General features: G+C 41.1%; 23 protein-coding genes. 14 read left to right on the top strand and 9 right to left on the bottom strand.

Going from position 1 to position 24,982, the window contains the following annotated elements:
• Positions 1–19 precede the first annotated feature (19 nt).
• From ligA to SKC35_RS03505, 4 genes are read left to right on the top strand one after another with little or no spacing between them, the layout of a single operon-like run.
• Positions 20–2,017: an NAD-dependent DNA ligase LigA gene (gene ligA / locus SKC35_RS03520; RefSeq protein WP_377978079.1), complete on the top strand. Its 1,998-nt coding sequence runs from the start codon at positions 20–22 to the stop codon at positions 2,015–2,017.
• 2 nt (positions 2,018–2,019) lie between these two features.
• Positions 2,020–2,913 carry a 4-hydroxy-tetrahydrodipicolinate synthase gene (gene dapA, locus SKC35_RS03515; RefSeq protein WP_377978078.1) on the top strand — a complete coding sequence of 298 codons (894 nt, stop codon included), beginning with the start codon at positions 2,020–2,022 and terminating at the stop codon, positions 2,911–2,913.
• A gap of 6 nt (positions 2,914–2,919) precedes the next feature.
• Positions 2,920–3,222: a Dabb family protein gene (locus SKC35_RS03510; RefSeq protein WP_130896670.1), complete on the top strand. Its 303-nt coding sequence runs from the start codon at positions 2,920–2,922 to the stop codon at positions 3,220–3,222.
• On the top strand, positions 3,203–3,643 hold the full coding sequence (locus SKC35_RS03505) for a heavy metal-binding domain-containing protein (RefSeq protein WP_377978077.1): 441 nt from the start codon (positions 3,203–3,205) through the stop codon (positions 3,641–3,643). Before SKC35_RS03510 ends, SKC35_RS03505 begins: the two co-directional genes overlap by 20 nt.
• Here the strand turns inward: SKC35_RS03505 and SKC35_RS03500 are convergent.
• Positions 3,609–4,991 carry an alpha-L-fucosidase gene (locus SKC35_RS03500; RefSeq protein ID WP_377978076.1) on the bottom strand — a complete coding sequence of 461 codons (1,383 nt, stop codon included), beginning with the start codon at positions 4,989–4,991 and terminating at the stop codon, positions 3,609–3,611. The two genes, SKC35_RS03505 and SKC35_RS03500, sit on opposite strands and share 35 nt — an antisense overlap.
• Positions 4,991–7,417, bottom strand: coding sequence for a M14 family zinc carboxypeptidase (locus SKC35_RS03495; RefSeq protein WP_377978075.1), 2,427 nt, complete (start codon positions 7,415–7,417; stop codon positions 4,991–4,993). The genes SKC35_RS03500 and SKC35_RS03495 overlap by 1 nt, the downstream gene beginning before the upstream one ends.
• Before the next feature lie 83 nt (positions 7,418–7,500).
• Between SKC35_RS03495 and fucP the strand changes: the two genes are divergently transcribed.
• From fucP to SKC35_RS03445, 10 genes are all read left to right on the top strand, one after another.
• Positions 7,501–8,826 (top strand): L-fucose:H+ symporter permease, encoded by a 1,326-nt coding sequence (gene fucP / locus SKC35_RS03490; protein WP_377978074.1) that lies wholly within the window; start codon positions 7,501–7,503, stop codon positions 8,824–8,826.
• Positions 8,826–9,161, top strand: coding sequence for an L-rhamnose mutarotase (locus SKC35_RS03485; protein WP_377978073.1), 336 nt, complete (start codon positions 8,826–8,828; stop codon positions 9,159–9,161). Before fucP ends, SKC35_RS03485 begins: the two co-directional genes overlap by 1 nt.
• Positions 9,158–10,807, top strand: coding sequence for a UxaA family hydrolase (locus SKC35_RS03480; protein WP_377978072.1), 1,650 nt, complete (start codon positions 9,158–9,160; stop codon positions 10,805–10,807). The genes SKC35_RS03485 and SKC35_RS03480 overlap by 4 nt, the downstream gene beginning before the upstream one ends.
• Before the next feature lie 113 nt (positions 10,808–10,920).
• Positions 10,921–11,661 (top strand): SDR family NAD(P)-dependent oxidoreductase, encoded by a 741-nt coding sequence (locus tag SKC35_RS03475; protein WP_377978071.1) that lies wholly within the window; start codon positions 10,921–10,923, stop codon positions 11,659–11,661.
• A gap of 4 nt (positions 11,662–11,665) precedes the next feature.
• Positions 11,666–12,340, top strand: coding sequence for an SGNH/GDSL hydrolase family protein (locus SKC35_RS03470; RefSeq protein ID WP_377978070.1), 675 nt, complete (start codon positions 11,666–11,668; stop codon positions 12,338–12,340).
• 1 nt (position 12,341) lies between these two features.
• The gene (locus SKC35_RS03465) at positions 12,342–13,181 is read left to right on the top strand and encodes a fumarylacetoacetate hydrolase family protein (protein ID WP_377978069.1); all 840 of its coding nucleotides are present in this window, start codon (positions 12,342–12,344) and stop codon (positions 13,179–13,181) included.
• Positions 13,178–14,011 (top strand): amidohydrolase family protein, encoded by an 834-nt coding sequence (locus SKC35_RS03460; RefSeq protein ID WP_377978068.1) that lies wholly within the window; start codon positions 13,178–13,180, stop codon positions 14,009–14,011. The genes SKC35_RS03465 and SKC35_RS03460 overlap by 4 nt, the downstream gene beginning before the upstream one ends.
• On the top strand, positions 14,008–14,790 hold the full coding sequence (locus tag SKC35_RS03455) for an SDR family oxidoreductase (RefSeq protein WP_377978067.1): 783 nt from the start codon (positions 14,008–14,010) through the stop codon (positions 14,788–14,790). The genes SKC35_RS03460 and SKC35_RS03455 overlap by 4 nt, the downstream gene beginning before the upstream one ends.
• On the top strand, positions 14,787–15,851 hold the full coding sequence (locus tag SKC35_RS03450) for a D-TA family PLP-dependent enzyme (RefSeq protein WP_377978066.1): 1,065 nt from the start codon (positions 14,787–14,789) through the stop codon (positions 15,849–15,851). The genes SKC35_RS03455 and SKC35_RS03450 overlap by 4 nt, the downstream gene beginning before the upstream one ends.
• The gene (locus SKC35_RS03445; RefSeq protein WP_377978065.1) at positions 15,842–16,900 is read left to right on the top strand and encodes a dipeptidase; all 1,059 of its coding nucleotides are present in this window, start codon (positions 15,842–15,844) and stop codon (positions 16,898–16,900) included. The genes SKC35_RS03450 and SKC35_RS03445 overlap by 10 nt, the downstream gene beginning before the upstream one ends.
• Here the strand turns inward: SKC35_RS03445 and SKC35_RS03440 are convergent.
• From SKC35_RS03440 to SKC35_RS03410, 7 genes are read right to left on the bottom strand one after another with little or no spacing between them, the layout of a single operon-like run.
• Entirely contained in the window at positions 16,897–17,613 is a 717-nt protein-coding gene (locus tag SKC35_RS03440) for an SDR family NAD(P)-dependent oxidoreductase (RefSeq protein ID WP_377978064.1), read from the bottom strand. The two genes, SKC35_RS03445 and SKC35_RS03440, sit on opposite strands and share 4 nt — an antisense overlap.
• Before the next feature lies 1 nt (position 17,614).
• Positions 17,615–19,330 carry an IlvD/Edd family dehydratase gene (locus SKC35_RS03435; protein WP_377978063.1) on the bottom strand — a complete coding sequence of 572 codons (1,716 nt, stop codon included), beginning with the start codon at positions 19,328–19,330 and terminating at the stop codon, positions 17,615–17,617.
• Positions 19,323–19,961, bottom strand: coding sequence for a hypothetical protein (locus tag SKC35_RS03430; RefSeq protein WP_377978062.1), 639 nt, complete (start codon positions 19,959–19,961; stop codon positions 19,323–19,325). Before SKC35_RS03430 ends, SKC35_RS03435 begins: the two co-directional genes overlap by 8 nt.
• Positions 19,954–21,102, bottom strand: a complete 1,149-nt coding sequence (locus SKC35_RS03425; RefSeq protein ID WP_377978061.1) for a MalY/PatB family protein — start codon at positions 21,100–21,102, stop codon at positions 19,954–19,956. The genes SKC35_RS03430 and SKC35_RS03425 overlap by 8 nt, the downstream gene beginning before the upstream one ends.
• Positions 21,092–21,862 carry an N-acetylmuramoyl-L-alanine amidase-like domain-containing protein gene (locus tag SKC35_RS03420; RefSeq protein WP_377978060.1) on the bottom strand — a complete coding sequence of 257 codons (771 nt, stop codon included), beginning with the start codon at positions 21,860–21,862 and terminating at the stop codon, positions 21,092–21,094. The genes SKC35_RS03425 and SKC35_RS03420 overlap by 11 nt, the downstream gene beginning before the upstream one ends.
• A 1-nt stretch (position 21,863) precedes the next feature.
• Positions 21,864–23,189, bottom strand: coding sequence for an MFS transporter (locus SKC35_RS03415; RefSeq protein WP_377978059.1), 1,326 nt, complete (start codon positions 23,187–23,189; stop codon positions 21,864–21,866).
• Between the two features lie 6 nt (positions 23,190–23,195).
• Positions 23,196–24,857 carry an alpha-amylase family glycosyl hydrolase gene (locus tag SKC35_RS03410; protein ID WP_377978058.1) on the bottom strand — a complete coding sequence of 554 codons (1,662 nt, stop codon included), beginning with the start codon at positions 24,855–24,857 and terminating at the stop codon, positions 23,196–23,198.
• Positions 24,858–24,982 lie beyond the last annotated feature (125 nt).

The following is a 24,982-nucleotide window of genomic DNA, read 5'->3' as shown; positions in this document are numbered from 1 at the left end:
TTAAGTTTTAATTTCGATTATGGATATAAATCAGCGGATGAATGAACTCATTGAGAAGATCAATCTCTATAATGAGGCCTATTATCAACAGAATGAAAGCATCATTTCGGATCAAGCATTCGATCAATTACTCGCTGAATTAATCCAATTAGAACAAGCCAATCCACTTTTTGCTCGTTCAGATAGCCCCACTCAAAAAGTAGGCGGCACCATCACCAAAGAATTCAAATCCGTCACCCACCAATTCCCGATGTTATCCTTAGGGAATACCTACAATGAAACCGATTTACGGGATTTTGATGAGCGGGTTAAAAAAGGGTTAGAAGGAGAGAAATTCGAATACGTATGTGAATTGAAATTTGATGGGGTAGCCTTGTCGTTTTGGTATTCGAACGGAGTATTACAAAAAGGGGTGACACGTGGAGATGGAACGAGGGGTGATGATATTACAGCGAATGTAAAGACCATCAAAAGTTTGCCCACCCGCGTCAATTCAACTATTTTACCTTCGACTTACGAAATTAGGGGTGAAGGCTATATGCCCATTACCTCTTTCGACCGAATTAATGCGGAGAAGATTGCCAAAGGAGATCAACCTTTAGCTAATCCTAGAAATGCCGCTTCCGGAACTTTCAAAATGCAAGATTCAGCAGAGGTAGCTAGAAGGGATATGGAATGTTTTATCTATTCCTATTTAGGTAATGAAAATCCATTCAATAGCCATTCCGAAGCCTTAGAACACTTGAAATCAGTCGGTTTTAGTATTTCCCCTACGTACCGTGTTTGCGCATCCATTGATGAGGTATTAACCTATATCGAAGATTGGGCAGAGAAAAGAAATGATTTACCCCTGAATACGGATGGTATTGTGATCAAGGTCAATGATTTTGGACAACAGGAACGTTTAGGTTTTACAGCCAAATCACCTCGCTGGGCGATTGCCTTCAAATACCCGTCTGAAATCGCACGTACACGCATCAACTCCGTTTCGTATCAAGTAGGTAGAACCGGAAATGTGACTCCAGTTGCTAATCTAGAGCCTGTTTACCTAGCAGGCACCGTCATTAAACGCGCCTCTATTCACAATGCGAATGAAATGGAACGCCTCGATTTGCGAGAGGGAGATACCGTATTCATCGAAAAGGGGGGAGAGATCATTCCTAAAATAACCGGAGTCGATACTTCAGCTAGAAAAGAAGGAAATGCCTTTGCGTTTCCACATCAGTGCCCTTCATGCGATACTGAACTTATTCGTTTAGAAGGCGAAGCAAATCATTATTGTCCAAACGACACCGGCTGTCCACCTCAAATAAAAGGGAAAATCGAGCATTTTATCGCACGCAAAGCCTTGAACATAGAAAACCTAGGAACTGAAACGGTCGACTTATTATTTGAAAAAGGGATCGTTCAAAACATAGCAGATTTGTATGATTTAAATGCAGAGAAATTCATCGGTTTAGAGGGATTTCAGTCAAAATCGATTCAAAACATACTTTCCAGCGTAGAAAAATCAAAGCAAATCCCGTTCCGTCAAGTGTTATTTGGATTAGGGATTCGACATGTAGGAGCAACCATTGCGGAGAAACTAGTGTTACATTTTCATTCCCTAGAGAATTTGATGCAGGCTAGCCTAGAAGATTTAATCGCTGTTCCAGAGATAGGGGAGCGGATTGCACTCAGTGTACAGGAATACTTTTCGACTTCCGAAAATAGGGCAATCATCGAGCGACTAATACTAGCCGGAGTTCAATTTTCAGAAGAAATATGCGAAATAGTTTTAGAAACAACGGCTTTGGACGGCAAAACTTTCGTAATTTCGGGAGTATTTAGCCATTTCGATCGAGATGGCTTAAAGGCAAAAATCATCGCTAACGGCGGAAAAGTCGTTTCCAGTATTTCTGCCAAATTAGATTACCTAGTCGCCGGCGAAAATATGGGGCCTGCTAAACTAGAAAAAGCGAATTCATTATCCATACCAATTATCTCGGAGGACGAGTTTATAGCCCTCCTTTCTTAATTATGCAATCATTACCTAAATTTCACGGCGTTGCGCCAGCTTTAGTTACTCCCATGAACGAGGATCGTTCTATTAACTGGGATGGCTTAACGAAATTAATTCAACACGTGAGCAACGGAGGCGTGGATTATTTAGTAGTTCAAGGAACAACAGGGGAATCTGCCACTACTACGGCAGATGAGAAGAAACAAATCGTTTCTACCATTCAAGAAGCGAATACGAAGAACTTACCCATCGTCTATGGATTAGGTGGAAACAATACGGATTCATTAATAAACCAAATCAAACAAACGTCATTTGAGGGTATTGATGCCATTTTATCCGTTTGTCCCTATTATAATAAGCCGAGTGCAAGAGGTGTAATCGCTCATTATGAAGCAGTTGCTGATGCTTGTCCAGTTCCGGTGATTATGTACAATATACCAGGAAGAACAGGCATTAACATGTCTGCTGAAACGGTATTAAAGCTTTCAGAACACCAGAATATCATTGGGATTAAGGAGGCGTCATGTATCATTGAACAATGCATGGAAATTGTCTACCACAAATCAGATGATTTTTTATTAATCTCAGGTGATGATGTTCAGGCAGTACCTATTATTTCAATCGGAGGGGTAGGTGTTATGTCCGTGATTGCGAATGCATTTCCGCAACAATTTACGACGATGATTCACCACGCATTGGCAGGGGATTATCGTTCAGCCCAAAAAGAATTAGGCAAATTCCTGACCATCGACCCGTATTTATACGAAGAAGGGAATCCTGTGGGAGTGAAGAAATTATTAGAGAATCAAGGTTTGTTTGGTGCTCAGGTCCGTTTGCCACTCGCTAGCGCATCTGCAGAATTAGGAAAAAAATTAGCGCAAATTAGCGCACAAGAAGGATTAAATAAATAATAAAATATGTTTGTACACATTGTTAATTTTTGGTTAAAAAAAGGGTTAAGCGCTGAAGATATCGCGCTTTTTGAAGCAGGCGTTCAGTCATTAGCTGACGTAGAAACGGTGGATGTATTTAGCGTAGGGAAACCGGCTAAAACAGATCGTCCAGTAATCGATCGTTCATACGATTATTGCTTATTAACAACATTTGAAGAGGAGAAAGGGCACGATTATTACCAAACTGCACCTATCCACTTAGAATTCATTAAAAACTGTGCCCACCTTTGGGATAAAGTATTGATCTATGATTCAGAAAGCATGTAAACTTCTTATCGTATTATCCGTGGTAGGATGCTCTAAACATGTCCAACCTACTACGTATTATTCGAATGATTTTAAAAATGGAGGCGTAGAGCGCCATGATGGCTTGGGCTTTGAAGTTCCAGTGAAATATGATATTGATGTATTGTATTTTAATGATCATCCAAAGCAAAGCTATGAGGACATCGAAACCATCAAAATGTCAGGGGAGGTTCCATTAGAGGACAAGCAAACCCAAAATGGAAAAATGCTTTACCGCGGTAACCACCAGGACAAAAAGCAAGAAATCTTGCGTCAGATGGTCGAGAAGGCCAAAGAATTAGGTGCAACTGCCCTAATAGACGTTAAATATTCCGTTTATAGCACGCAAACAGCAAACGGCTTTACCTTTACTGGAAAAGCGGTTCGTTACGTGTTGAAATAAACCGATAAGCTTCTAAATTAGAAATTAAAACAGGACCTCTAGATCCTGTGAATCTAATTTGGAAGCTTTTTAGTTTCCGCTCTTTAAAGGTAATCATCCGCTTGTGACCGATCGTTCCCGCTTTAATTACTTCCTTATTACCCAATTCATCGACCAATTCCACTTCGAAACTACTCACGCGCTGCCCTAAGGCAATAGGCTCTTGGAGCATGATGTTGTTTATGCTTAAAGGGTTTTTCAATTCAACGCGAATATCCTTCTTTTTAGGAGATGCCATCCAAAAGGTCGAGTTCTTTCCATCGAGTAGTGGATCATTCGTATTTTTCTTTAATAGATTAACAAGTGATTTTGTGCGAATCGCCGCAAAGCCCATTAAGGAAGCTGAATCATTCTCATGAATTAATCCTCGCGTATCCACCGGAATATTCAATAAAAGATTGGCATTGCGCCCTACCGAGGCTGCGTAAATCTTTAATAAAGAATCAGGTGTCTTGACCTTATTGTCCTGATCGGGATGATAATACCATCCTGGACGAATAGAAACATCCACTTCTGGAGAAACCCAATGCGTCCCATTTTCTTGACCATTTCTATAATTGTCAAAATCAGGACATCCTGGATAGATCTTATCGCGTAAAATAGGGCTCCACATCGTGTCATAAGCGTAACCCCTTTCATTTCCAACCCAGCGAATGTCCGGACCAGCGTCGGAGAATTGCACTGCAGTAGGCTGGTATTTATTTACCATCGAATGGAATAGATTCCAATCATAAACTTGCTTCTTTCCATTGGGTCCCTCGCCATTAGCGCCATCGTACCAAAACTCAAAGATAGGGCCGTAGTTGGTCAATAATTCCTGCTGCATTTTGGCATAAACCTGATTATAATCATCCGTTCCATAAGCAGGATGGAAACGATCCCAAGGGGATAAATAGATCCCTAGTTTTAAACCATATTTTTTACACGCTTCCGATAATTCCTTCACCACATCTCCCTTACCATTCTTCCAAGGAGACTTAGCCACAGAATGTGAAGTATATTTAGATGGATAGAGGGCAAAACCGTCATGGTGTTTAGCTGTCAAAATCAATCCTTTCATACCGGCTTTCTTGGCAATCCTTGCCCATTGATTACAATCTAACGCACTTGGATTGAATGAAGCAGGACTTTCTTTTCCCTCACCCCATTCGACATTTGTAAACGTATTCATATTAAAATGGATGAATCCATAATACTCTAATTCCGACCAAGCTAATTGCTTTGCAGAAGGAACAGGGTAGACGAAAGCTACCTTTTGAGAAAATAGCGAATAGCTTATAAGAGCAAAGAATAGCGTGAATCTTTTCATTAGAATTCAGTATAAAGGAAGCAGTTTTCGAAAATGGTTTGACCTTGATTAGGAATCGCACGGAATAATGGGTTGAAACCAAACCAAATGATTTTCCCTTTATCCACTTCTTTAACACCTAACAGTAAGGAATTTGCAAGTTGAGCTTTCTTATTAGCCCCTACAAAACCCATCATCTTCGGCTTTGATGAAGTTTTTAACACAGGTGTAAAATCCTTCGGAAGCTTAACGAAATCACTCACTTGATTTAGGATATAAATCGATGACTCATTGATTCTAAAGGCTAATGGATGAGTCTTTTCCACTTCCACTTGCAACATATTACCCGAAGTGCTATTAGACAATTCAGCTCTCTCACGCATCGCATAAGTCGAAGTGTGTTTAGCGGTATCTTCTTTCGCCACTAAATCCTTATCATCTAAAATCTTACGAGCACCTTCCATCAAGATTAATTTACCGCCTTTTTTCACCCAATCAGTTAATAGAATTGAATTCGTATTCGATAAGGCGGCATGCTTTCCATCAGGATAAATGATGTGCGTGTAATTGAACAAATTCGACTTAAATAATTGCGTCGACGGGATGAATGAGGGCTTAAATCCGTATTTCTGCGTTAAAAAATAGGCTAGTTCCCCTTGTTGATTTACGTCGTTTGCTGGATCGACTACTACGGCAATTTTAGGGATGAAGATGGATTTGTAGTGGGTAGAACCAAGGTCGTAGCTTGTTTTAGAACGGTAGGAGTCAAGCGTATTAAAACCTATATTAAGCTTTTCCATATCACTAAAAAACTTAATTCGGTCATCATTTTTCACATTAGAAAATGAAATAATTATTTCTCCATTTTGTACATCTGAAAAAGTAACTAAAGCGCCTATTTGAATGGCCGATTGAATTATTTTTTGAGTTAAGGATGGAACTTTAGGCATTGCAAAATAGGCTACATGTGGTGTAGTATCGCGATTTAATAACCATTCACCCTCATGATCTTTCACCTCCGCAAAAACATTTTCATTTACTCCATAGGCCTTTATGCCATTTAATTGAAATAGATTCCATGCAGTGATATCATAGGTCAACGAATCTTCTAAGACGATAGTTGGATCCAATAAAGCTTGAACTAAAGGAGCAGATGGCTGTTTGGCAGGAATTAATAATCCAATTAACTTATCAGATATCGCAACCTGCTTTTGAATAGAATAATCATATGCTTGAATAGGCTTCAAAACACCCATATTTTCCAAATAGGTGATATTATTTTTCTCTAATATTTGAATGAACTCCTGTCCTTTTTCTAATTCCTTTTCCGGCACAAAATAATAGGCAAACTTATTCGTCGGATTCGTTCTCGACTTATCATGTACACCATAAAACGAAGCTTTCAAACTTTCTGCATTTGCTAAAGACCATTCGACTAAATTTAGTGCCAAAGCCGAATGGTGCTTCACTCGATCCACAAGGGAAATAGTATCGCCGTCACTTTTGGCAGAAATCAATCCCCCTCTAATTCCCCCTTGCTCTAAAGTCATTCCTAAAGCACCATTCAAGACAGGATAGGTGTCTCCATAGCCTGGGTACAATAAATCATACACTTCAGAAGTGAAATAAGGCCATTTCTTTTCATCGAATAACTTCGAAAAAGATCGACCTACGCTTTCTTGTAAATCCTTAGTTGACTGAGCAATAAAATTCAAATAAGGCTTCGCTGCCGGTGGAAAATAATACGAATGCTGGAAGCTTTGCTCGTGAAAATCCGCATGCATCATGGGCATCCAAGAACGGTAGAACTTCAAACGCTGTTGCGTTTCTTTCTGAGTCTGCCAAACCCAATCCCGGTTTAAGTCAAAGGAGAAATGATTATAACGTCCTGATGTAATTCCCTCATAATGCTCTTGATCATTTGGATCTGGATTTCCGCCTGAGATATAATTCCGGCGATTGTATTGCGTCACATACGCATCACGACCATCCGGATTAATGCAAGGATCAATCAAAATGACATAGGGAATGGATTTATTGGGTTTGGAAATCAAAGCATACAAGGTATTCAAAGCCGCCTCGCTTCCGGCCGCTTCATTTCCGTGCACATTAAAAGATAAATTAATAATCACTGGAAGTGAAGAATCCGCTTTTTCACCTTGAATACGCTTTTGGTGATTTTGCTGCACTTGCTCTAGCGTAACGCCTGTAGGTAGATTCGCGATAAGCATTTGGCCTTGTTCGCGCCCTTCACTGGTTTGACCATACACTTGCCATTGTGCTAAACCATTACTTTGAGAGGCCAAATAACGACTATAGGCTACAATCTGATGGTGATAGGTAAATTTTGAACCCATAGGGTAGCCTAAGAATTCTTGAGGCGACTTAATCTGCGCTGAAAGGCTAATACTACAAAGGGTAAGGAGGATGGCAAAGTAATTTTTCATTATGTCAATTTGGTTTGCAATAAAATTAAATAAAAGGCGGTAAATTAAGCAGTGTTTTGGCTTTATAAATAAAATAATTCATCATGGCATTACCTCTAAACGAAGATCAACCTACATTAAAGAATTCGGAATCTACCTCGTACACGATTCCACTTATCTTAGTCACTAGCTTATTCTTTTTATGGGGACTAGCTAACAGTTTAAATGGCTCCTTAGTTAAACAATTCCAAACTGCACTCGATTTACAGCGTTGGCAAGCCAATATCGTGGAGACTGCCTTTTATTTTGGCTATTTCGCGATGGCACTACCTGCCGGTTATGTGATGAAGAAAATGGGCTATAAAGCAGGAATCCTAATGGGCTTAGTCCTATATGCAGCCGGTTCTTTTTTATTTTACCCAGCAGCAGAAGTACGTATTTATGGCTTTTTCTTAGCTGCCTTATTCTTAATGGCTTCAGGAATTGCCTTTTTAGAGACAGCTGCAAACTTATATGTGACGGTATTAGGGGATCCTAAAAAAGGAGATTTCCGATTGAACTTAGCTCAATCCTTTAATGGTATGAGTATTATTTTAGGACCCATCATCGGTGGATTATTCATCTTCTCTGAGAAAGAATACACGCGTGAAATGATTCAGGCGCTTCCTGTTGCAGAAGCAGAAGCCATTCGGGTAAGCCAAGCCGCTTCTGTACAAATGCCTTATTTAATTATCGGAATTGTGGTAGCATTAGTTGCCATCCTATTTGTATTTACTAAAATGCCTGAATTACAATCAGCAGAAGAATCAAAAGGCAAAGTAACTATAGCCAGTTTATTAAAGCGTAAACATTTGGTATTAGGGATATTAGCGCAGTTTTTAAATGTAGGGGCACAGGTTTCACTTTGGGGAAATTTTGTGGATTTGAAATTGGATTTAGCGAAAAACGACAATTTGTGGATTGTAGATAAAATCTACCAAATATCAGATACGATGAGCCCCACGCAGATCGCCAGTTTCCATGCTTCCTTTGCTTTTATCTTGTTTTTACTAGGTCGATTCTTAGGGACTTATTTGATGGGAAGAATAGCCTCCAATAAAGTACTAGGTGTGTATGCAATCGGTGCCGTGATTTCTGTAGCCGTTGCGATGTTTGGAGGTGGACTAGCTGCTTTATTGGCCTTAATCGCTGTTTATTTCTTCCAATCGATTATGTTCCCAACCATTTTCGCCTTGTCTTGCAAAGGCCTTGGAGATGGATCTAAATTAGCGTCTTCTTTAATCATTATGTCCATTGTAGGTGGGGCACTTGTTCCACCATTAACCGCGTCTTTATTCAAAATAGGAACGGTAGCCGCATTGAGCGTACCATTAGTATGTTTCGCTTATATCGTATTTTTCGCTTACAAAGGATATGAAATCAAAAACTAATGCAACGATATATCTTATTTCTAGACTTGAAGGATGACCCTGAATTAATCAGGGAGTATGAGAAATACCACGAGTCCATTCCTGCTGAAATTGAAGAAAGTATCGTGTCATCTGGCATAAAATCGATGCAAATCTTTCGTTTTGAAAATCGTCTCTGCATGGAAATTATTGCGAATGATAACTTTAGTTTTGCCCAAAAAGGGGAGATGGATTCCCTTAACCCAGCCGTACAAGCCTGGGAAACCTTAATGTTAAATTACCAAAAAACAATCCCAGGAACTCCAACAGGAGCCAAATGGGCACTTGCCCATACGATTTTTAGCCTACCAAAATGAGCCAAACATTCTTACAAATTAACCAGACAGACAATTTACTTGTTGCCCTACAGGATCTTCCTAAAGGAAAGATTATACAACATAATGGAAATGAAATTACGCTTCAAGATGATATTGCAGCTAAGCATAAATTCACCACTGAAGCTATTGCAAAAGATGGCAGAGCAACCATGTATGGCGTTTTAGTAGGACTTGCTAGTCAAGATATTCCCAAAGGTGGACTCATTCACACCTTCAATTTACATCACGCTGCCACTGATTTTGTCGGAAAACAAAAAGAGTATGAGTGGACGGCACCTGATGTATCAAAATTCCAAAACAGAGCATTTAACGGCTATCACCGCGCGGATGGTCAAGTGGGAACTCAAAACTATTGGTTAGTTATTCCCTTGGTTTTCTGCGAAAACAGAAATATCGAATTATTAAAGAATGCGTTCTTAAATGGTTTGGGCTTTCAAAAAATGGACCCATTCACTCAAATGGTCCAACAATTAGGTAAGCAACTAGCTGAAGGAAAAGCGCTAGAAATAGACACAGCTTCTTCTGCCTCCGTTTTAGTTCATAAATCATCCCAATTCCCGAACGTAGATGGTATCAAATTCTTAACGCACGAAAGTGGATGCGGCGAAAATAAAGATGATTCCTTAAATCTATGCGCTTTGTTAGCGGGTTATTGCCTCAATCCGAACGTAGGTGGTATCACCGTGTTGAGTCTTGGCTGCCAGCATTCTCAAATTGAAGTATTTAAAGAGAAGTTGAAAGAGAAAGATCCGAACTTCTCTAAGCCATTATACATCTTCGAGCAACAACAAGATAATGGGAGTGGTGTAGAGAATATGCTGAATGAAGTGATTCTGCAGACATTTAAGGGTCTGGTGGAAATCAACAAACAAACCCGTAAACCGGCTCCGTTATCGGCTTTACGCGTAGGTGTTAAATGTGGTGGATCTGACGGATTCTCCGGAATCTCCGCTAATCCAGCCATTGGACATACCGCAGACTTAGTCGTAGGATTAGGTGGAACGGTGATGATCGCTGAATTCCCTGAATTATGTGGTGTCGAACAAGAACTTCAAAATAGGTCAGTGACTGAAGAAATCGCTGACAATTTCGGTTTCTTAATGCGCGAATATGCAAGACGCGCTGCCTTGGTAGGCGCAGGTTTTGATATGAACCCATCTCCAGGTAACATCAAAGATGGTCTCATCACAGATGCGATCAAATCTGCTGGAGCCGCTAAAAAAGCAGGTTCTTCACCTATTGAAGATGTGTTAGGCTATGGCCAATATGTAACCAAGAAAGGGTTAAACCTTGTTTGTACTCCTGGAAATGATGTATTAGCCACAACTGGTATGGCTGGTGCTGGTGCAACGATTCAATTATTTACCACGGGCTTGGGAACACCTACTGGAAATCCAATCAGCCCAATGGTGAAGTTATCAACGAATTCCAAACTAGCTGTGAAGTTGCCTGAAATCATCGATATCGATTGTGGTCCTATTATTTCAGGAGAAAAATCGGTAGAGCAAATGGGTGAAGAAGTATTAGAATACATCATTCAATTAGCCTCTGGAGAGATTAATACAAAAGCGATGGATTTAGGACAGGATGACTTTATGTTCTGGAGGAGAGGGGTATCGCTTTAAATGGTGAATGGTGAATGATAGATTATAGAGTAGAGAGTATAGATAGTAGATGCGCATCCTTCGGACTCATTCCCTCCGGACTACTGATAACTGTCCACTGACAACTGATTATTATGTTCAAACTAACTAACAAAAAAGTCCTCATCACCGGCGGATGCTCCGGCATCGGACAATCCATTGCGCTAACATTCTTAGCACAAGGGGCGGAGGTGCATGTTTTGGATTTAAAGCCATCTGCAGAACCTATGCCGGATGAAATCACCTTTCATCAAGCTGATATAACTTCACTAGAAGCGGTAGAGGCCATTGCTGCAAAGTTGAAAACGATAGATATCTTAGTCAATAATGCGGGGATTCCGCAGATTGGAAATTTGGAGAAAACGAGTCCATCGGACTTCCAACGCATCTTTGATGTCAACGTAAAAGGGGCTTACCATTGTATGTATGCTTTTATTCCAGCTATGATAGAACAGAGGTCGGGGGTTATTTTAAATATGGCCTCGGTGGCAGCCTCGGTGGGAATTCCAGATCGTTTTGGGTATTCGATGACAAAAGGAGCCATCAAATCGATGACTCAATCGGTGGCGAAAGATTACGTAAAACAAGGGATCCGTTGCAACTGTATTTCACCAGGAAGAGTGCATACACCGTTTGTGGATGGGTTTATTGCCAAAAACTACCCAGACCAGCAAAAAGAAATGTTTGAAAAACTGTCTGCTACTCAACCGATAGGTCGAATGGCAAAACCTCAAGAAATTGCTCATTTAGCCTTATATTTATGTTCCGATGAAGCCGCTTTTATCACAGGGTGTGATTATCCAATCGACGGTGGATTCATTTATTTAAACAACTAAACCTATGAACAAACAACTGATTTGCCTGTTATTAGTTTTGGGAACCTCTTTGAGTTCATTCAAGAAAGACGGTCCTAAGCGTATTATTTTCTTTGGAGATTCCATCACTCAAGCGGGAGTAGGAAAGACCGGGTATATTACCAAAATGACCGAAATGATTACCGCACAAGGCCTTTCGAATCAGTATGAATTAATCGGAGCCGGTATTGGAGGAAATAAAATTTACGATTTATACTTACGCCACGAAGAAGATGTGGTCGCTAAGAATCCACAAATAGTCATTATTTACATCGGCATTAATGATGTTTGGCATAAAACAAGTTCACGTACAGGAACGGATGCGGACAAGTTTGAAAGATTCTATAATGCTTTAATTAAGAAGATTCAAAAAGCTAATGCTCAAGTAGTTATCTGTACACCTACAGTGATCGGAGAGAAGTTTGATAACTCAAACGAAAACGATGGGGACTTAAATGCTTATTCAGCCATCATCAAGAAAATCGCTAAAGACAATAGCGTACAATTGATCGATTTGCGCAAAGCCTTTATGGACTATGAGTCTAAAAACAACATCGAAAACAAGGCGTCAGGTATTTTAACTTCTGACCGTGTTCACTTAAATGAAACAGGTAATCAGTTTTTAGCTGATACGATGTGGGACGTTATTAAAAAACTATAGCATGAAGTTAGCAAGAATCGGAAAAGAGGGGGCTGAAAAGCCCTGTATATACCAAGATAGGACCTATTATGACGTGTCATCTCGTTTTACAGATTTTAATGAGTCCTTTTTTCAACAGAATGGCTTAGCAGAATTAGCTAAATTGAATCCTACTGATTTTCCTATGATTTCCGGACGATTAGGTTCTTGTGTTGCTAGACCGAGTAAAATAGTGTGCGTAGGCTTAAATTACGCGGATCATGCCAAAGAAACGGGCGCTGAAATTCCGAAGGAACCCATTTTATTCTTCAAGAGCACGACAGCCCTTTCTGGGCCCAATGACGATATCATTATCCCCAAAAACTCGACAAAGACAGATTGGGAAGTAGAATTAGCCATTGTAATCGGTAAAAAGGCCTCCTATGTTTCGGAAGCCGATGCCTACGATTATGTGGCGGGTTATTGTTTGCATAATGATCTATCTGAACGGGAATATCAATTAGAACGTGGTGGAAATTGGTCAAAAGGGAAGGGATGTGATTCCTTTGCGCCTTTGGGACCCTATTTAGCGACAAAAGAAGAAATTGCAGACGTACATCAATTAGGAATGTGGCTAGATGTAAACGGCAAACGTTTCCAAACGAGTAGCACAAATCAATTAATCTTTAACGTACCCCAAGTGGTTTCCTACATCTCTCAATTTATGACTTTACTTCCTGGGGATGTAATAAGCACGGGTACGCCCCACGGTGTGGGTTTAGGATTCAATCCACCGATCTATTTAAAGCCAGGAGACGTAGTTACCTTAGGAATGGATGGCTTAGGTGAACAACAACAAACAGCTATAGCCTATCAGGGATGATTGATGCACATCAACATTTTTGGAATTACAACGAAGAACGGGATACCTGGATAACACCAGAGATGTCCGTTCTTCGAGCTGATTTTTACCCAAACTACAGCGAACCGCTATTCAAAGACCAAGGTTTTACAGGCTGTGTAGCTGTTCAAGCTGATTCCTCAGAAGAGGAGACCTTATTTCTCCTGGCACTTGCCGAACAAAACGAATTCATTCAAGGAGTTGTGGGTTGGGTGGATTTACAAAGTACAAATATCGAAGACAGACTTGCCTATTTTTCCCAATTTGAATCAATCAAGGGATTCAGACATATTGTTCAAGGGGAAAAAGACCCTGATTTTCTGGCTAGAAAAGAGTTTCTCCGAGGTGTTAAAACCCTTGCTAGCTTCGATTTAAGCTATGATTTATTGATTTATCCGCATCAAATTACTTCGGCCATTGCTTTTTGTGAAACCTGCGATGAGCAAAAAATCGTGTTAGATCATTTGGCCAAAGCCCCACTAAAATCAGGGAATATCCAAGAATGGAAGAAGGAAATTCAAGCATTCGCTAATTTATCACACGTTTCTGCTAAAATTTCAGGGATTGTGACGGAGGCAGCAGATCAGTCTTGGACACAGGATCAAGTAAATGAGATTGTGGAGGTGGCTTTAGACGTTTTTGGTCCACAGAGACTACTGATCGGAAGTGATTATCCGGTTGTTTTAGTCAATTCAACGTTAGAACGCTGGGTTGCTTCATTTCAAGAAGCGCTTAAAGGGTTGAACGCGTCTGAAAAAGAACTAATTTACCATCAGAACGCTATCGAATTTTATCAATTAGAAACACTATGAATTTAGGATTAAGAGAGAAAGTGATTATTGTGACTGGTGGAGCCAAAGGTATAGGAGAAGGAATTTCCGAGTCTTTGGCCTTAGAATCTGCCATGGTAGCCATTGTAGGAAGAAACGAGGCAGATAATCTGCGTTGCATTGAAAAAATTCAAGCGACTGGCGGACAAGCGTTTTCCTTCGTGGCTGATTTAAGCAATCCCTCTGAATGCCATCAAGTAGTAGAAAAAGTGGCTACGATGTTCGGAAAAATTGATGGATTAGTCAATAATGCAGGTTTAAATGACGGAGTAGGCCTAGAAACAGGAAATTACGAAAAGTTCATCCAATCCATTAACGCGAATTTGACACACTATTTTTTGATGGCTCAAGCGGTGTTACCTTATTTGAAAAAAAGTAAAGGGGCAATCGTCAATATCGGGTCGAAAACAGCAGAAACAGGACAGGGAAATACCTCAGGATATGCTGCCTCAAATGGCGGACGCAATGCCTTAACGAGAGAATGGGCGCTAGAATTGCGTGATTATAACATTCGAGTGAATTCGGTCATCGTGGCTGAATGTTATACGCCTATGTATGAAAAATGGATTGAGACTTTAGAAAATCCGAAGGAAAAATTAGCCAGTATCACCAGCAAAATACCTTTAGGTCAACGAATGACCACAAAAGAAGAAATAGGGGATATGGTCACATTTTTGATGTCGCCTAAATCAAGTCATACCACTGGACAGATCATCCATGTAGATGGGGGCTATGTTCACCTAGATCGTGCGATTTCATGAGAAATTTGGACACATTTGAAAGCCCTGGATTAATCGTTTATCCTGATCGGGTAAAACGTAATATTGCCAAAGTCATTGAAATGGTAGATGGCAATCCAAATCGATTACGTCCACACATCAAAACACATAAGACGAAGGAGGGAAACGACTTACTATTAGCAGCAGGTATCACTAAGTTCAAATGTGCTACCATTGCAGAGGCGGAACTTTTAGCCCTTTCAGAAGCACCAGACGTGCTTATTTCTATGCAATTGATCGGACCTAATTTGGAAAGATTTAAGGAATTAGTCGCCCATTATCCTAAAACGAAATTCTCCTCTATCGTAGATGATGCCTTTGCCGCTTCTGAACTGAACAACATTTTTGCAGACCATACAACAGGAATATATGTTGACCTTAATATGGGAATGAATCGGACGGGTATTACACCCGATAAGGCTTTGGCTTTGATTCAACATATTCAAGCGTTACCTAACGTCACGTTGCGAGGCTTACACGCCTATGATGGCCATATTAGAGACAAGGTTTACGAAGACCGTGCCAAACACGTGGAAACTGATTTCAGCTCATTCTACGAACTTCTAGAGCACTTAAACCGTCCTGATCTAGAATTAGTCGTATCCGGAACCCCTAGTTTTCTCGTGCATCATAAAAATCCCCAATTTACCTGCAGTCCTGGAACTTTTATCTTTTTCGATGCAGGTTATGCGGCCTTATTTCCAGAAAACACCTTTGAATTTGGAGTAGAGATTATCGCTAGAATCATTTCAAAACCCACAGATACCACTATTTGTCTCGATTTAGGTCATAAATCGGTGGCGGCTGAAAATCCGATAGATAATCGCGTTCGCTTCCTGGATCATCCAGAATGGATTTTAAAGTCTCAAAGTGAAGAGCATGGAATCGTAGAAGTAGGTGATAATTCGCCATATTCCATTGGTGAAATTGTCCGAATGATACCTTACCATATTTGTCCTACGGTTAATCTACATTCCCATCTTCAAGTCATTGATGGTGGTTTATGGGAAGTGAAAGCTAGAAATCGCAGATTATGCTATTAATCGACGCCCATTTAGATTTAAGTATGAACGCGCTTGAATGGAATCGTGACCTGCGCGCTCCTATTCAGGAAATCAATGATCGGGAGAAGCATTTATCGGATAAACCTGATCGTGGCAACGCTACCGTAAGTTTAGACGAATTACGAAAAGGGAATATAGGCATCGTTGTGGCCACTCAAATAGCTCGCTATGTCGCCCCAGATTCCACATTACCCGGTTGGAATAGTCCCGAACAAGCCTGGGCACAAACGCAAGGCCAATTAGCCTATTACAAAGCATTAGAGAGAACAGGAGATCTTCGTCCTATTCGAAATAGATCCGAATTACACGATCATTTAACCCTGTGGGAGTCTGATAAACACACTATTGGCTATATCTTGAGCCTAGAGGGCGCTGATTCTATCGTTTCACTAGAGTATGTAGAAATAGCCTATGCATCTGGTTTACGTGCCTTAGGTCCAGCTCATTATGGTCCGGGACGTTATGCGCAAGGAACGAATGCCACGGGCGGTATTGGCGTAAAGGGTCGTGATTTATTGCGTAAGATGATGGATCTACACATCATTCTGGATGCGACACATTTATGCGATGATAGTTTTTGGGAGGCGATGGAATACCACCAAGGTCCGGTTTGGGCGAGCCACCAAAACTGCCGAACCTTGGTAGATCACAATCGTCAATTCAGCGATGAACAGTTGAAAGAGATTATTTCGCGCGGAGCGGTCATTGGAATGCCGATGGATGCGTGGATGATGGTACCTGGATGGGTGAGAGGAGAATCAACTCCATTGAATAAAAATGTAACCCTTAACACACTCATAGATCACTTAGTGCACGTTTGTGATTTAGCTGGTAACACAAATCACGTGGGATTAGGGACTGATTTAGACGGAGGGTTTGGTAGAGAACAATGTCCAGCAGACATTGAAACCATTGCTGATTTACAAAAACTACCTGAATTATTATTGCAACGCGGATTTTCTGACGAAGACATCGTCAAATTCTGCCACCAAAACTGGCTTGATTTCTTAGAAAAGGCCTGGTCCTAGGCTTTGGGTGGGGGACTTATACTTGTCCAGCCACCATCCACGATTAATGTTTGACCTGTGATATGCTTCGACTTGTCACTCAAAAAGAAACAAACAGCTTCTGAAATATCTTGAACATCTGCAGGCTTACCTAACGGAGTAAGTCGACTCCATTCTTGCAGATAATTCGCATCTTTCTCCGTTCTTTCGGTCATCGTAGCACCAGGTGAAACCGCATTGATGCGAATTTGAACAGGAGAGAGGTCGATGACCAAGTTTTGGACTAACTGATTCAATGCCGCCTTTGTCATCCCATACGCCGCTAAATCTGGATGTGCCTGATGACCGGTGACAGATGATGTCACCACAATGGAACCAGGATTACCCGCTATACGGATGGCCCTTGCCACTTCTTGAATCAAGAAAAAAGTCCCCTGAATATTTAAATCCAGTAAAGATTTCATGGAGGATGGGCTATAATCCCAAAAACTACCAAAGGTCGTCACCCCCGCATTACAGACACAACCAGCTAAATCACCGGGTAATGTTTGCGCATAGGCCACTAACTCTTGGATAAACTCGTAAGAACTAACGTCACCGGCCTTAGTATAAGGCCCAGATAAAAGAGTGGAATCAATGTCATTCATGACCACTAAATGCCCCTCCGCCATCAATTGCAATGCAATTTGATGCCCGATCCCTTGGCCAGCTCCAGTGACGATATACACTTTCATACTAATGTGAATCGCGAGTTACGATAGATCCTGAACCACCTTTCAAGAAATCGAAATCAGCTCCTTGATCCGCTTGTTCGACGTGATCGATGAAAAGACCTACATAACCACGAATCGTTTTAGGCTTCTCTAAAGGTTGTGCTACTTTACGAGCGGCTAATTCTTCCTCTGAAACTTCCCAATTTATCGTTCTATTTTCGACGTCTAAGGCAATGTAATCCCCATTCTGAACCCAATTCAATGGTCCACCAGCGGCGGATTCAGGAGAAACATGAAGAATAACCGTACCAAAACCCGTACCACTCATTCTACCATCAGAAATACGAACCATATCTTTGACTCCTTTTTCTAACAGCTTCTTCGGAATTCCCATATTACCTACCTCTGCCATCCCTGGATACCCTTTAGGCCCCACATTTTTCAAGACCATCACCGAATTTTCATCGACTTCTAATTCAGGTGAGTCAATTCGCGCGTGGTAATCTTCAATATTTTCAAAAACAACAGCTTTTCCTCGGTGCTTAAATAGCGCTTTTGAGGCTGCAGATGGTTTCAAGACAGCACCATTGGGTGCTAGGTTTCCACGAACCACCGCTATTCCTGAATCCGGTTTAAACGGAGCATCAAAAGTAGAAATGATGGAAGGCTCGTAAATAGGGGTATTATCAATGTTTTCGCCCACTGTCTTGCCATTTACCGTCACGATAGACGTATGCAAATGTTCCTTCATTTGATTCATCAAAGCAGGAAGACCACCTGCATAATACAAGTCTTCCATAAAGTGCTCTCCTGAAGGCTGGATATTAGCCAAAAGCGGAATATTACGAGAGAATTCATCGAAATCATCCAGTTTCAAATCTACGCCTAATCGACCTGCAATAGCCGTTAAGTGAATAACAAAATTGGTCGAGCCACCTGTTGCTGCATTGACGCGAATGGCATTTTCGAAGGCTGGACGCGTTAATACTTTGGACATCTTCAAATCCTCATTCACCATCTCCACAATACGACGACCAGAATGCTGTGCAAGCACTTTTCTACGGACATCTGCCGCTGGAATGGCCGCATTTTGTGGTAAACTTAAACCTAAGGCTTCCACCATCGTCGCCATCGTAGACGCCGTACCCATCACCGCACAATGACCTGGCGTTCTAGCCATACAGGCTTCGGCTTCAATAAATTCTTTCTGCGTTAACTCTCCAAGTTTATATGCTTCAGCGAAACGCCAAACATCAGATGTTCCAATTTCCTTCCCCTTAAATTTCCCTTTCATCATGGGTCCACCAGAGATCACCAACGTAGGTAAATCGACACTACAAGCACCCATCACAAGAGAAGGGGTTGTTTTATCGCAACCGCACATCAATACAACACCGTCAATAGGGTTCGCACGAATGGATTCCTCCACGTCCATACTCGCTAAATTGCGGTACAACATCGCGGTAGGTTTGATTAAGGTTTCGCCCAAAGACATCACCGGAAACTCCACGGGAAATCCACCCGCCTCAATAATTCCTTTCTTCACAAATTCCGCTAATTCCCTGAAGTGTGCATTACAAGGTGTTAATTCTGACCAGGTATTGCAAATACCAATCACTGGTTTCCCTTGGAAATAATCATCTGGGATACCTTGATTTTTCATCCATGCCCGGTAGATAAATCCATCTTTACCGGTCTTTCCAAACCACTGCTGCGAACGCAATTCAACTTTACTCATCTTGTTTTTCTAGGTCTAAGGTTTTAGAGAGAACAAAACTTCCGTCCGCTCCATATTTATAATAACAAGCGCGAATCCCCGAAGAGATATCCGCATAAGGATCATTTTCATAGCCAAAAGAATGCACGATGGCCGCTTTTTCTAAATACAAACTATCTGCCCCCGCATAGCCTAAACGCTGCCGGCCCATAACCGAAGGAAATCGAATAGCCCTAACATTCCCACTTTCATATTCAAAAGCAAAAATTCGGTAATTATTACCCTGCCACCCAGCTACCCAAAATTCTGGCTTCTCATTTCCATTCAAATCAGTGGCCAAAACGGAGGATGCCTTGAAATTAGCTACATTTTTTTCTAACAGAACCGTGTGGCTTTTCTCCAATCGAATTATTCCAGCATCTACAGTAAGCGTAAAGTCTTCGAAGGCAGATGTCAACTCAGAAGCCCTAGTTTTCGACACGGTGTCATCCACCGCTATCTGGGCCAATGAATCACCATATGCCTTAACCACATCCACATCTGTTATCTCTGTTTCTTCTGGCTTGTCATCTAATTCTCCTATGTACACGAAAATGTAGGTTAAAAAGCCTAATAATAGCACGAACAAGAAAAACTTCAACAGCTTAGCCATTTGTGATCGATTTCATGCGTTCAATTGCTTTTTCTAAAACCGCTCGTGGACAAGCAAAATTCAGCCGAATAAAACTCCGACCCTTGAATTGCTCCCCACGTAACACGTGAACACCAGCGTCCCAACAATTCTTTTGGAAATCACCCAATAAAGCTTCATCATATTCAATCCAGGCTAAATAGGTCCCTTCCAGAGGCTGCATAGCTAAACCAGGAGTAGAACGCACAAAATCTAAGAGCAGATCATGATTCGCACGTAAATAGGGCAGAAGCTGCGCTAACCACTCTTCCCCATGAGCATAAGTTGCTAACATCACTTCAATACTATGTCTGGATAGCATGGAGAAGAAGCCAGCGGAAGCTTTGGTGAATTTATCTCGAAGTGAAGCATCGGGAATGACAGCAACAGCACCACCTAATCCTGCTGTATTAAACGCCTTAGAGGTGGCGAAGAAACTAATGATAGGCTGTTTTTCAAATCGACCAATCGAAATGTGCTCCGACTGAGGATATAAGCGCAAATCAGCATGAATTTCATCAGAAACGATGGTTACATTGTATTTGGCACAAAGATCCACCATGCGTAAGATTTCTATTTCATTAAAAATCGTCCCACCTGGATTATGTGGATTACACAAAAGAAAAACTTTCGGCCCTTTTTGAAGGCCTCGTTCGAAATCTTCAAAATCATAGGTCCAGCGATCGCCTTCCTTAATCATTTCAAACGTAATCAGTGGACAATTAACCCAACCGGCCACTAAATGAAAGGGATGATACACAGGAACCGCGGTAATGATTCCTTCCTTCTCATTGGTTAAGGCCGCGCAAGCAGCCGTAATTCCGGGCACAATACCAGGAATCCAAACTTGTGAATCAAGCGAAGTAGACCAAGCGTAATCGGTTTCAATTTTACGCTGAGCCGCTATTTTTAACGTTTCAGGTACGATAGAATAACCTAGAATTCCGTGAGCAGTGATACGATCTAATGCCTGTAAAATTTCATCTGCCACCGGAAAATCCATATCTGCCACTGGCATGGGTAACATGTCAAGATGCGTAGGGTAAGTCACATTATCCCATTTGAACGAATGGGTTTGATGGCGATCAATAATTTGGTCGAAATTGTATTGTTTAATGGGCATATTCCGGTCTAAAGACATTAAATCCTATCATTGAAGGATGATTCTTTAAATATACGGAAATTGATTCAACTGATTGACACACTTTTCGGCGATCTTGAGAAGCGTGGACTAAATAATATTGACCCTTTTGCTGGCGAATAAAGCCTACATGTTGGTAATCAAGGTCTTTCCGTTTTGAAACAAAAGCAATCACATCACCAGATTGAAGGTAAGAAGACACGTGGGAAAAGGATGCACTAGGAACATAAGTCATTGGCCCTAAATCTTTTTCCATTTTCTGAATGTCAGGGAGCACAATCATTCCCTTTTTAGGGGCCAAAAATTGCGACAAAAAATCAATATTTTTAACTGCTAAAACACGGTACAAAGGAGGAATAACCTGTTTAAACAAACCTTTGTCCTCCATTTGAAGAAATGTAGCGCTCAAATAATGATTTCTATTTTCAAAGGAAATAGGCTTTCTGGCATAACGAATCCGCTCTAATTCACGAAGGAATACGGAATCAACTCCTTTGGAACGGTATAAACTCCACACATTCTCCACAAAGGTCACGCAATCAAAACCAGAAAAATCCACGACAAACTTCTCCGGATTTTCCTTTGATAAAGCATGAGAGGCATAGGGAAGGCCATAAAATTGCTCAGCAATCAACAAGGGATTACGCTTTTCTCGCGCTGCTTGAATACGAGGTAAAACTGCCGAAGGAATTACCTGAGAAAAAGCGATGAAAGGGAAAAGCAAAAATACCCAGAACTTCATACTAAGCCTTCTCCTTTATCCACAATACGCTAATCGAACCAGCGATAAAGAAGAAACCTGCTACCACGATTGCGAAAATGGCATTACCACCGTACACGTGTTTCACCAAAGATCCTCCAATGATACCACTAACTATTTGAGGTAACGTTATGAAGAAATTGAAGATACCCATGTAAACGCCCATTTTAGACATCGGAATGGAACCAGCTAAAATGGCATAAGGCATCGCTAAAATAGAAGCCCAAGCCATTCCCACACCCACCATACTGAATATCAACATCTGTGGATCAGAAATGAAATAAATTGAAATTAATCCCAAACCACCGGCTATCAAAGAAACCGCGTGCGTCGCTTTATTTCCAATTGACTTCGCAATACGTGGTAAAAAGATGGCATAAACAGCTGAAACCGCACTATAAACACCGAAAATAATACCCACCCAGTTGGCCGCATTTTGGAATTCAGGAGAACTGTGATCATCCATCGGTAATCCATAAACGTGGTGCGCAATCGCAGGGGTAGAGAATACCCACATAGAAAACAAGGCAAACCAAGAGAAGAATTGAACCACACCTAATTGGCGCATCGTGAAAGGCATTTCCTTGATGTAACGGAAAACAGACCAAATGGAATCTTTAGTCCCTTCTTCCTCAAAACCCATCGCCTCGCGCTCTGCAGGAGAATATTCCTTAGTTGTCGCAATCGTCCAAACAATCGCTATAATAAACACGGCTGCCCCTACATAAAAACTATATAATACGTTATCAGGAATTTGGCCTGCAGCCGCATCTTTTGAAATACCGAACCAGTTACCAAACATATACGGTAACCAAGAACCCACTACCGCTCCAATTCCAATCAAAAAGGTCTGAATCGAAAAGCCTAGTGTATTTTGTTCTTCCGGTAAATTATCAGCTACTAACGCTCTAAATGGCTCCATAGCCACATTAAATGACGCATCCATCATCATTAAAATACCCGCGCCCACAATCATAGGTGGGATAAAATTAGCTAATGCCCCAGCATGAGGGAAAAAGAACAATGCCGTAGCAGCCAGAATTGCTCCTGTTAAGAAGAAAGGTTTTCTTCGACCTAATCCATTCCAAGTTCGGTCAGAATAAAATCCAATAATCGGCTGAATAATCATTCCTGTTAAAGGCGCAGCTAACCAAAACCAAGATAATTGCTCCACATCAGCACCGAAGTTTTGTAGGACACGCGAGGCATTACCGTTTTGTAAGGCAAAGCCGAACTGAATGCCTAAAAATCCGACACTCATGTTAAAGATTTGGCCAATACTTAAACGCGGCTTAGTAAATGTTTTCATAGGTTTTTATAGTGAAATAATGATCGCTGAATTAGAGGAAATTTGAATACGATTTCCTTCGACTTTTCCCGCTTGAGCAGCAGGAGGGACGAACGATTTGATTGTTTTAAGCGCGTAGGATTTAATTCCCATCATATCCAAGGCTAAAGCAGGGATTTCGATGTTGAAATCGTGATTCACAGCATCAAAATTACAAATGATTAAGTTGCGACCTTTATCTGTATAGCGTAAATAGGCATATACTTTATCTTTTGGATAAGCCGCATTCTGAGCGTATTGAAGATCAAAGAATTTTCCTTTTTGAATCACTTCGCTCGAATTAATCCACGCTAACAATTCGCTGTAGAATGAATCAATTTCTTTTTCAGCCGCCGTTAATTTTCCTCCGTCAAATTTTCCTCCATTTAGCCAGCGCTGGTGCGTATCCACCCGGTAGAAGTCAAACATCGTCGTACGATCGTCTGCCTCATTAAATCCTTCGATTTCCTGCGCTTTTTCCCCAAACTCCTGACCAAAATAGATCATTAAAGGTCCATCGTGCATACTCGCGGTCAATACCATACCCGGAATAGTCGACCAAAAATTAGTTGCCGCAAAGCCTGGTGAATTCAAACGTGTTTCATCGTGATTCTCCAAGAAACGTAACATATGGTTCGCAAAATCACCAGATTCCTGTTGCCAAACACGGGTAATATCGGCAGTAGTCGCGCCAGATTTCTTTTCCATTAAGTGGCGAATACCGTCATAAAGACCCACTTTATCATACAAATAGTCAAATCCTCCTTTGAAAATGTAATTACGGTATTCTTGTGGATTATATATCTCAGCAATAAATACTACGTCAGGATTTAAGGCCTTCACTTTTGGTATAGCATAAGCCCAAAACTCCACAGGAACCATCTCAGCCATATCACAACGGAAACCATCCACCCCATTTTTAGTCCAATACACTAGTACATCCGTCATTTTCACCCACGTATCCGGAATCGGATCAAAATGCGTCTGATTTCCGTGTTGTAGATCGACACCGTAGTTCAACTTCACCGTTTCAAACCAATCGTGAATCGATGGCTGGGCAGAAAAAACATTGTTACCACTGACTTTCGCAGGGATTTCAATGTAAGGAACAGTCACCGGAATGGGCGGATTCACCCCCGTCGGAATGGTAAACTGAGTACCTGGTAAATAGTAGAAATTATTGGAAGGAGAGAAGGAGAGGTCTTTGTTATCGTTTTGGCCAAAATCAACCACACCCGCCGGTTTCTGATCCGAATGATACACTCTGGCTAAGTGATTTGGTACAAAATCTAGGACTAATTTTAAATATGCTTGATGGACACGATCTAACATAGCAGAAAACTCTTGCATCCGTTCTGCCGGTTTATCGGCTAAAAAAGGATTCACATCATAATAATCCTTAATCGCAAATGGCGAACCAGCGCGACCTTTGACTACCTGAGGATGATCTAAAGGCGATCCGAAAGCGGAAAAATCCTCCATCGTCGCATGCTCTAAAATTCCCGTCGTATATAAATGGGAATAACCTTTCTTTTTCAAGGCTTGTAAACCCTTCATAGATATATCCTTGAACTTCGTTACTCCATTCTCTGCAGCAGAACCGTTTCTTTTGACCTCCCTATTTTGATTTCCCCAAAGATGAAACATCATTTGGTAAACAACATGTTTATCAGTTTTTACGGATTTCTGAGCCATAAGAGGATACATTAAGAAGGCGGACAATAGAACAAGATAAAATTTACGCATATAATTTAAAATAAACTGTCTAGCACAGC

The organism is Aquirufa originis, from assembly GCF_042714495.1.
Taxonomy (GTDB): Bacteria; Bacteroidota; Bacteroidia; order Cytophagales; family Spirosomataceae; genus Aquirufa; species Aquirufa originis.
This window is presented reverse-complemented; position numbering and strand designations above follow the sequence as displayed.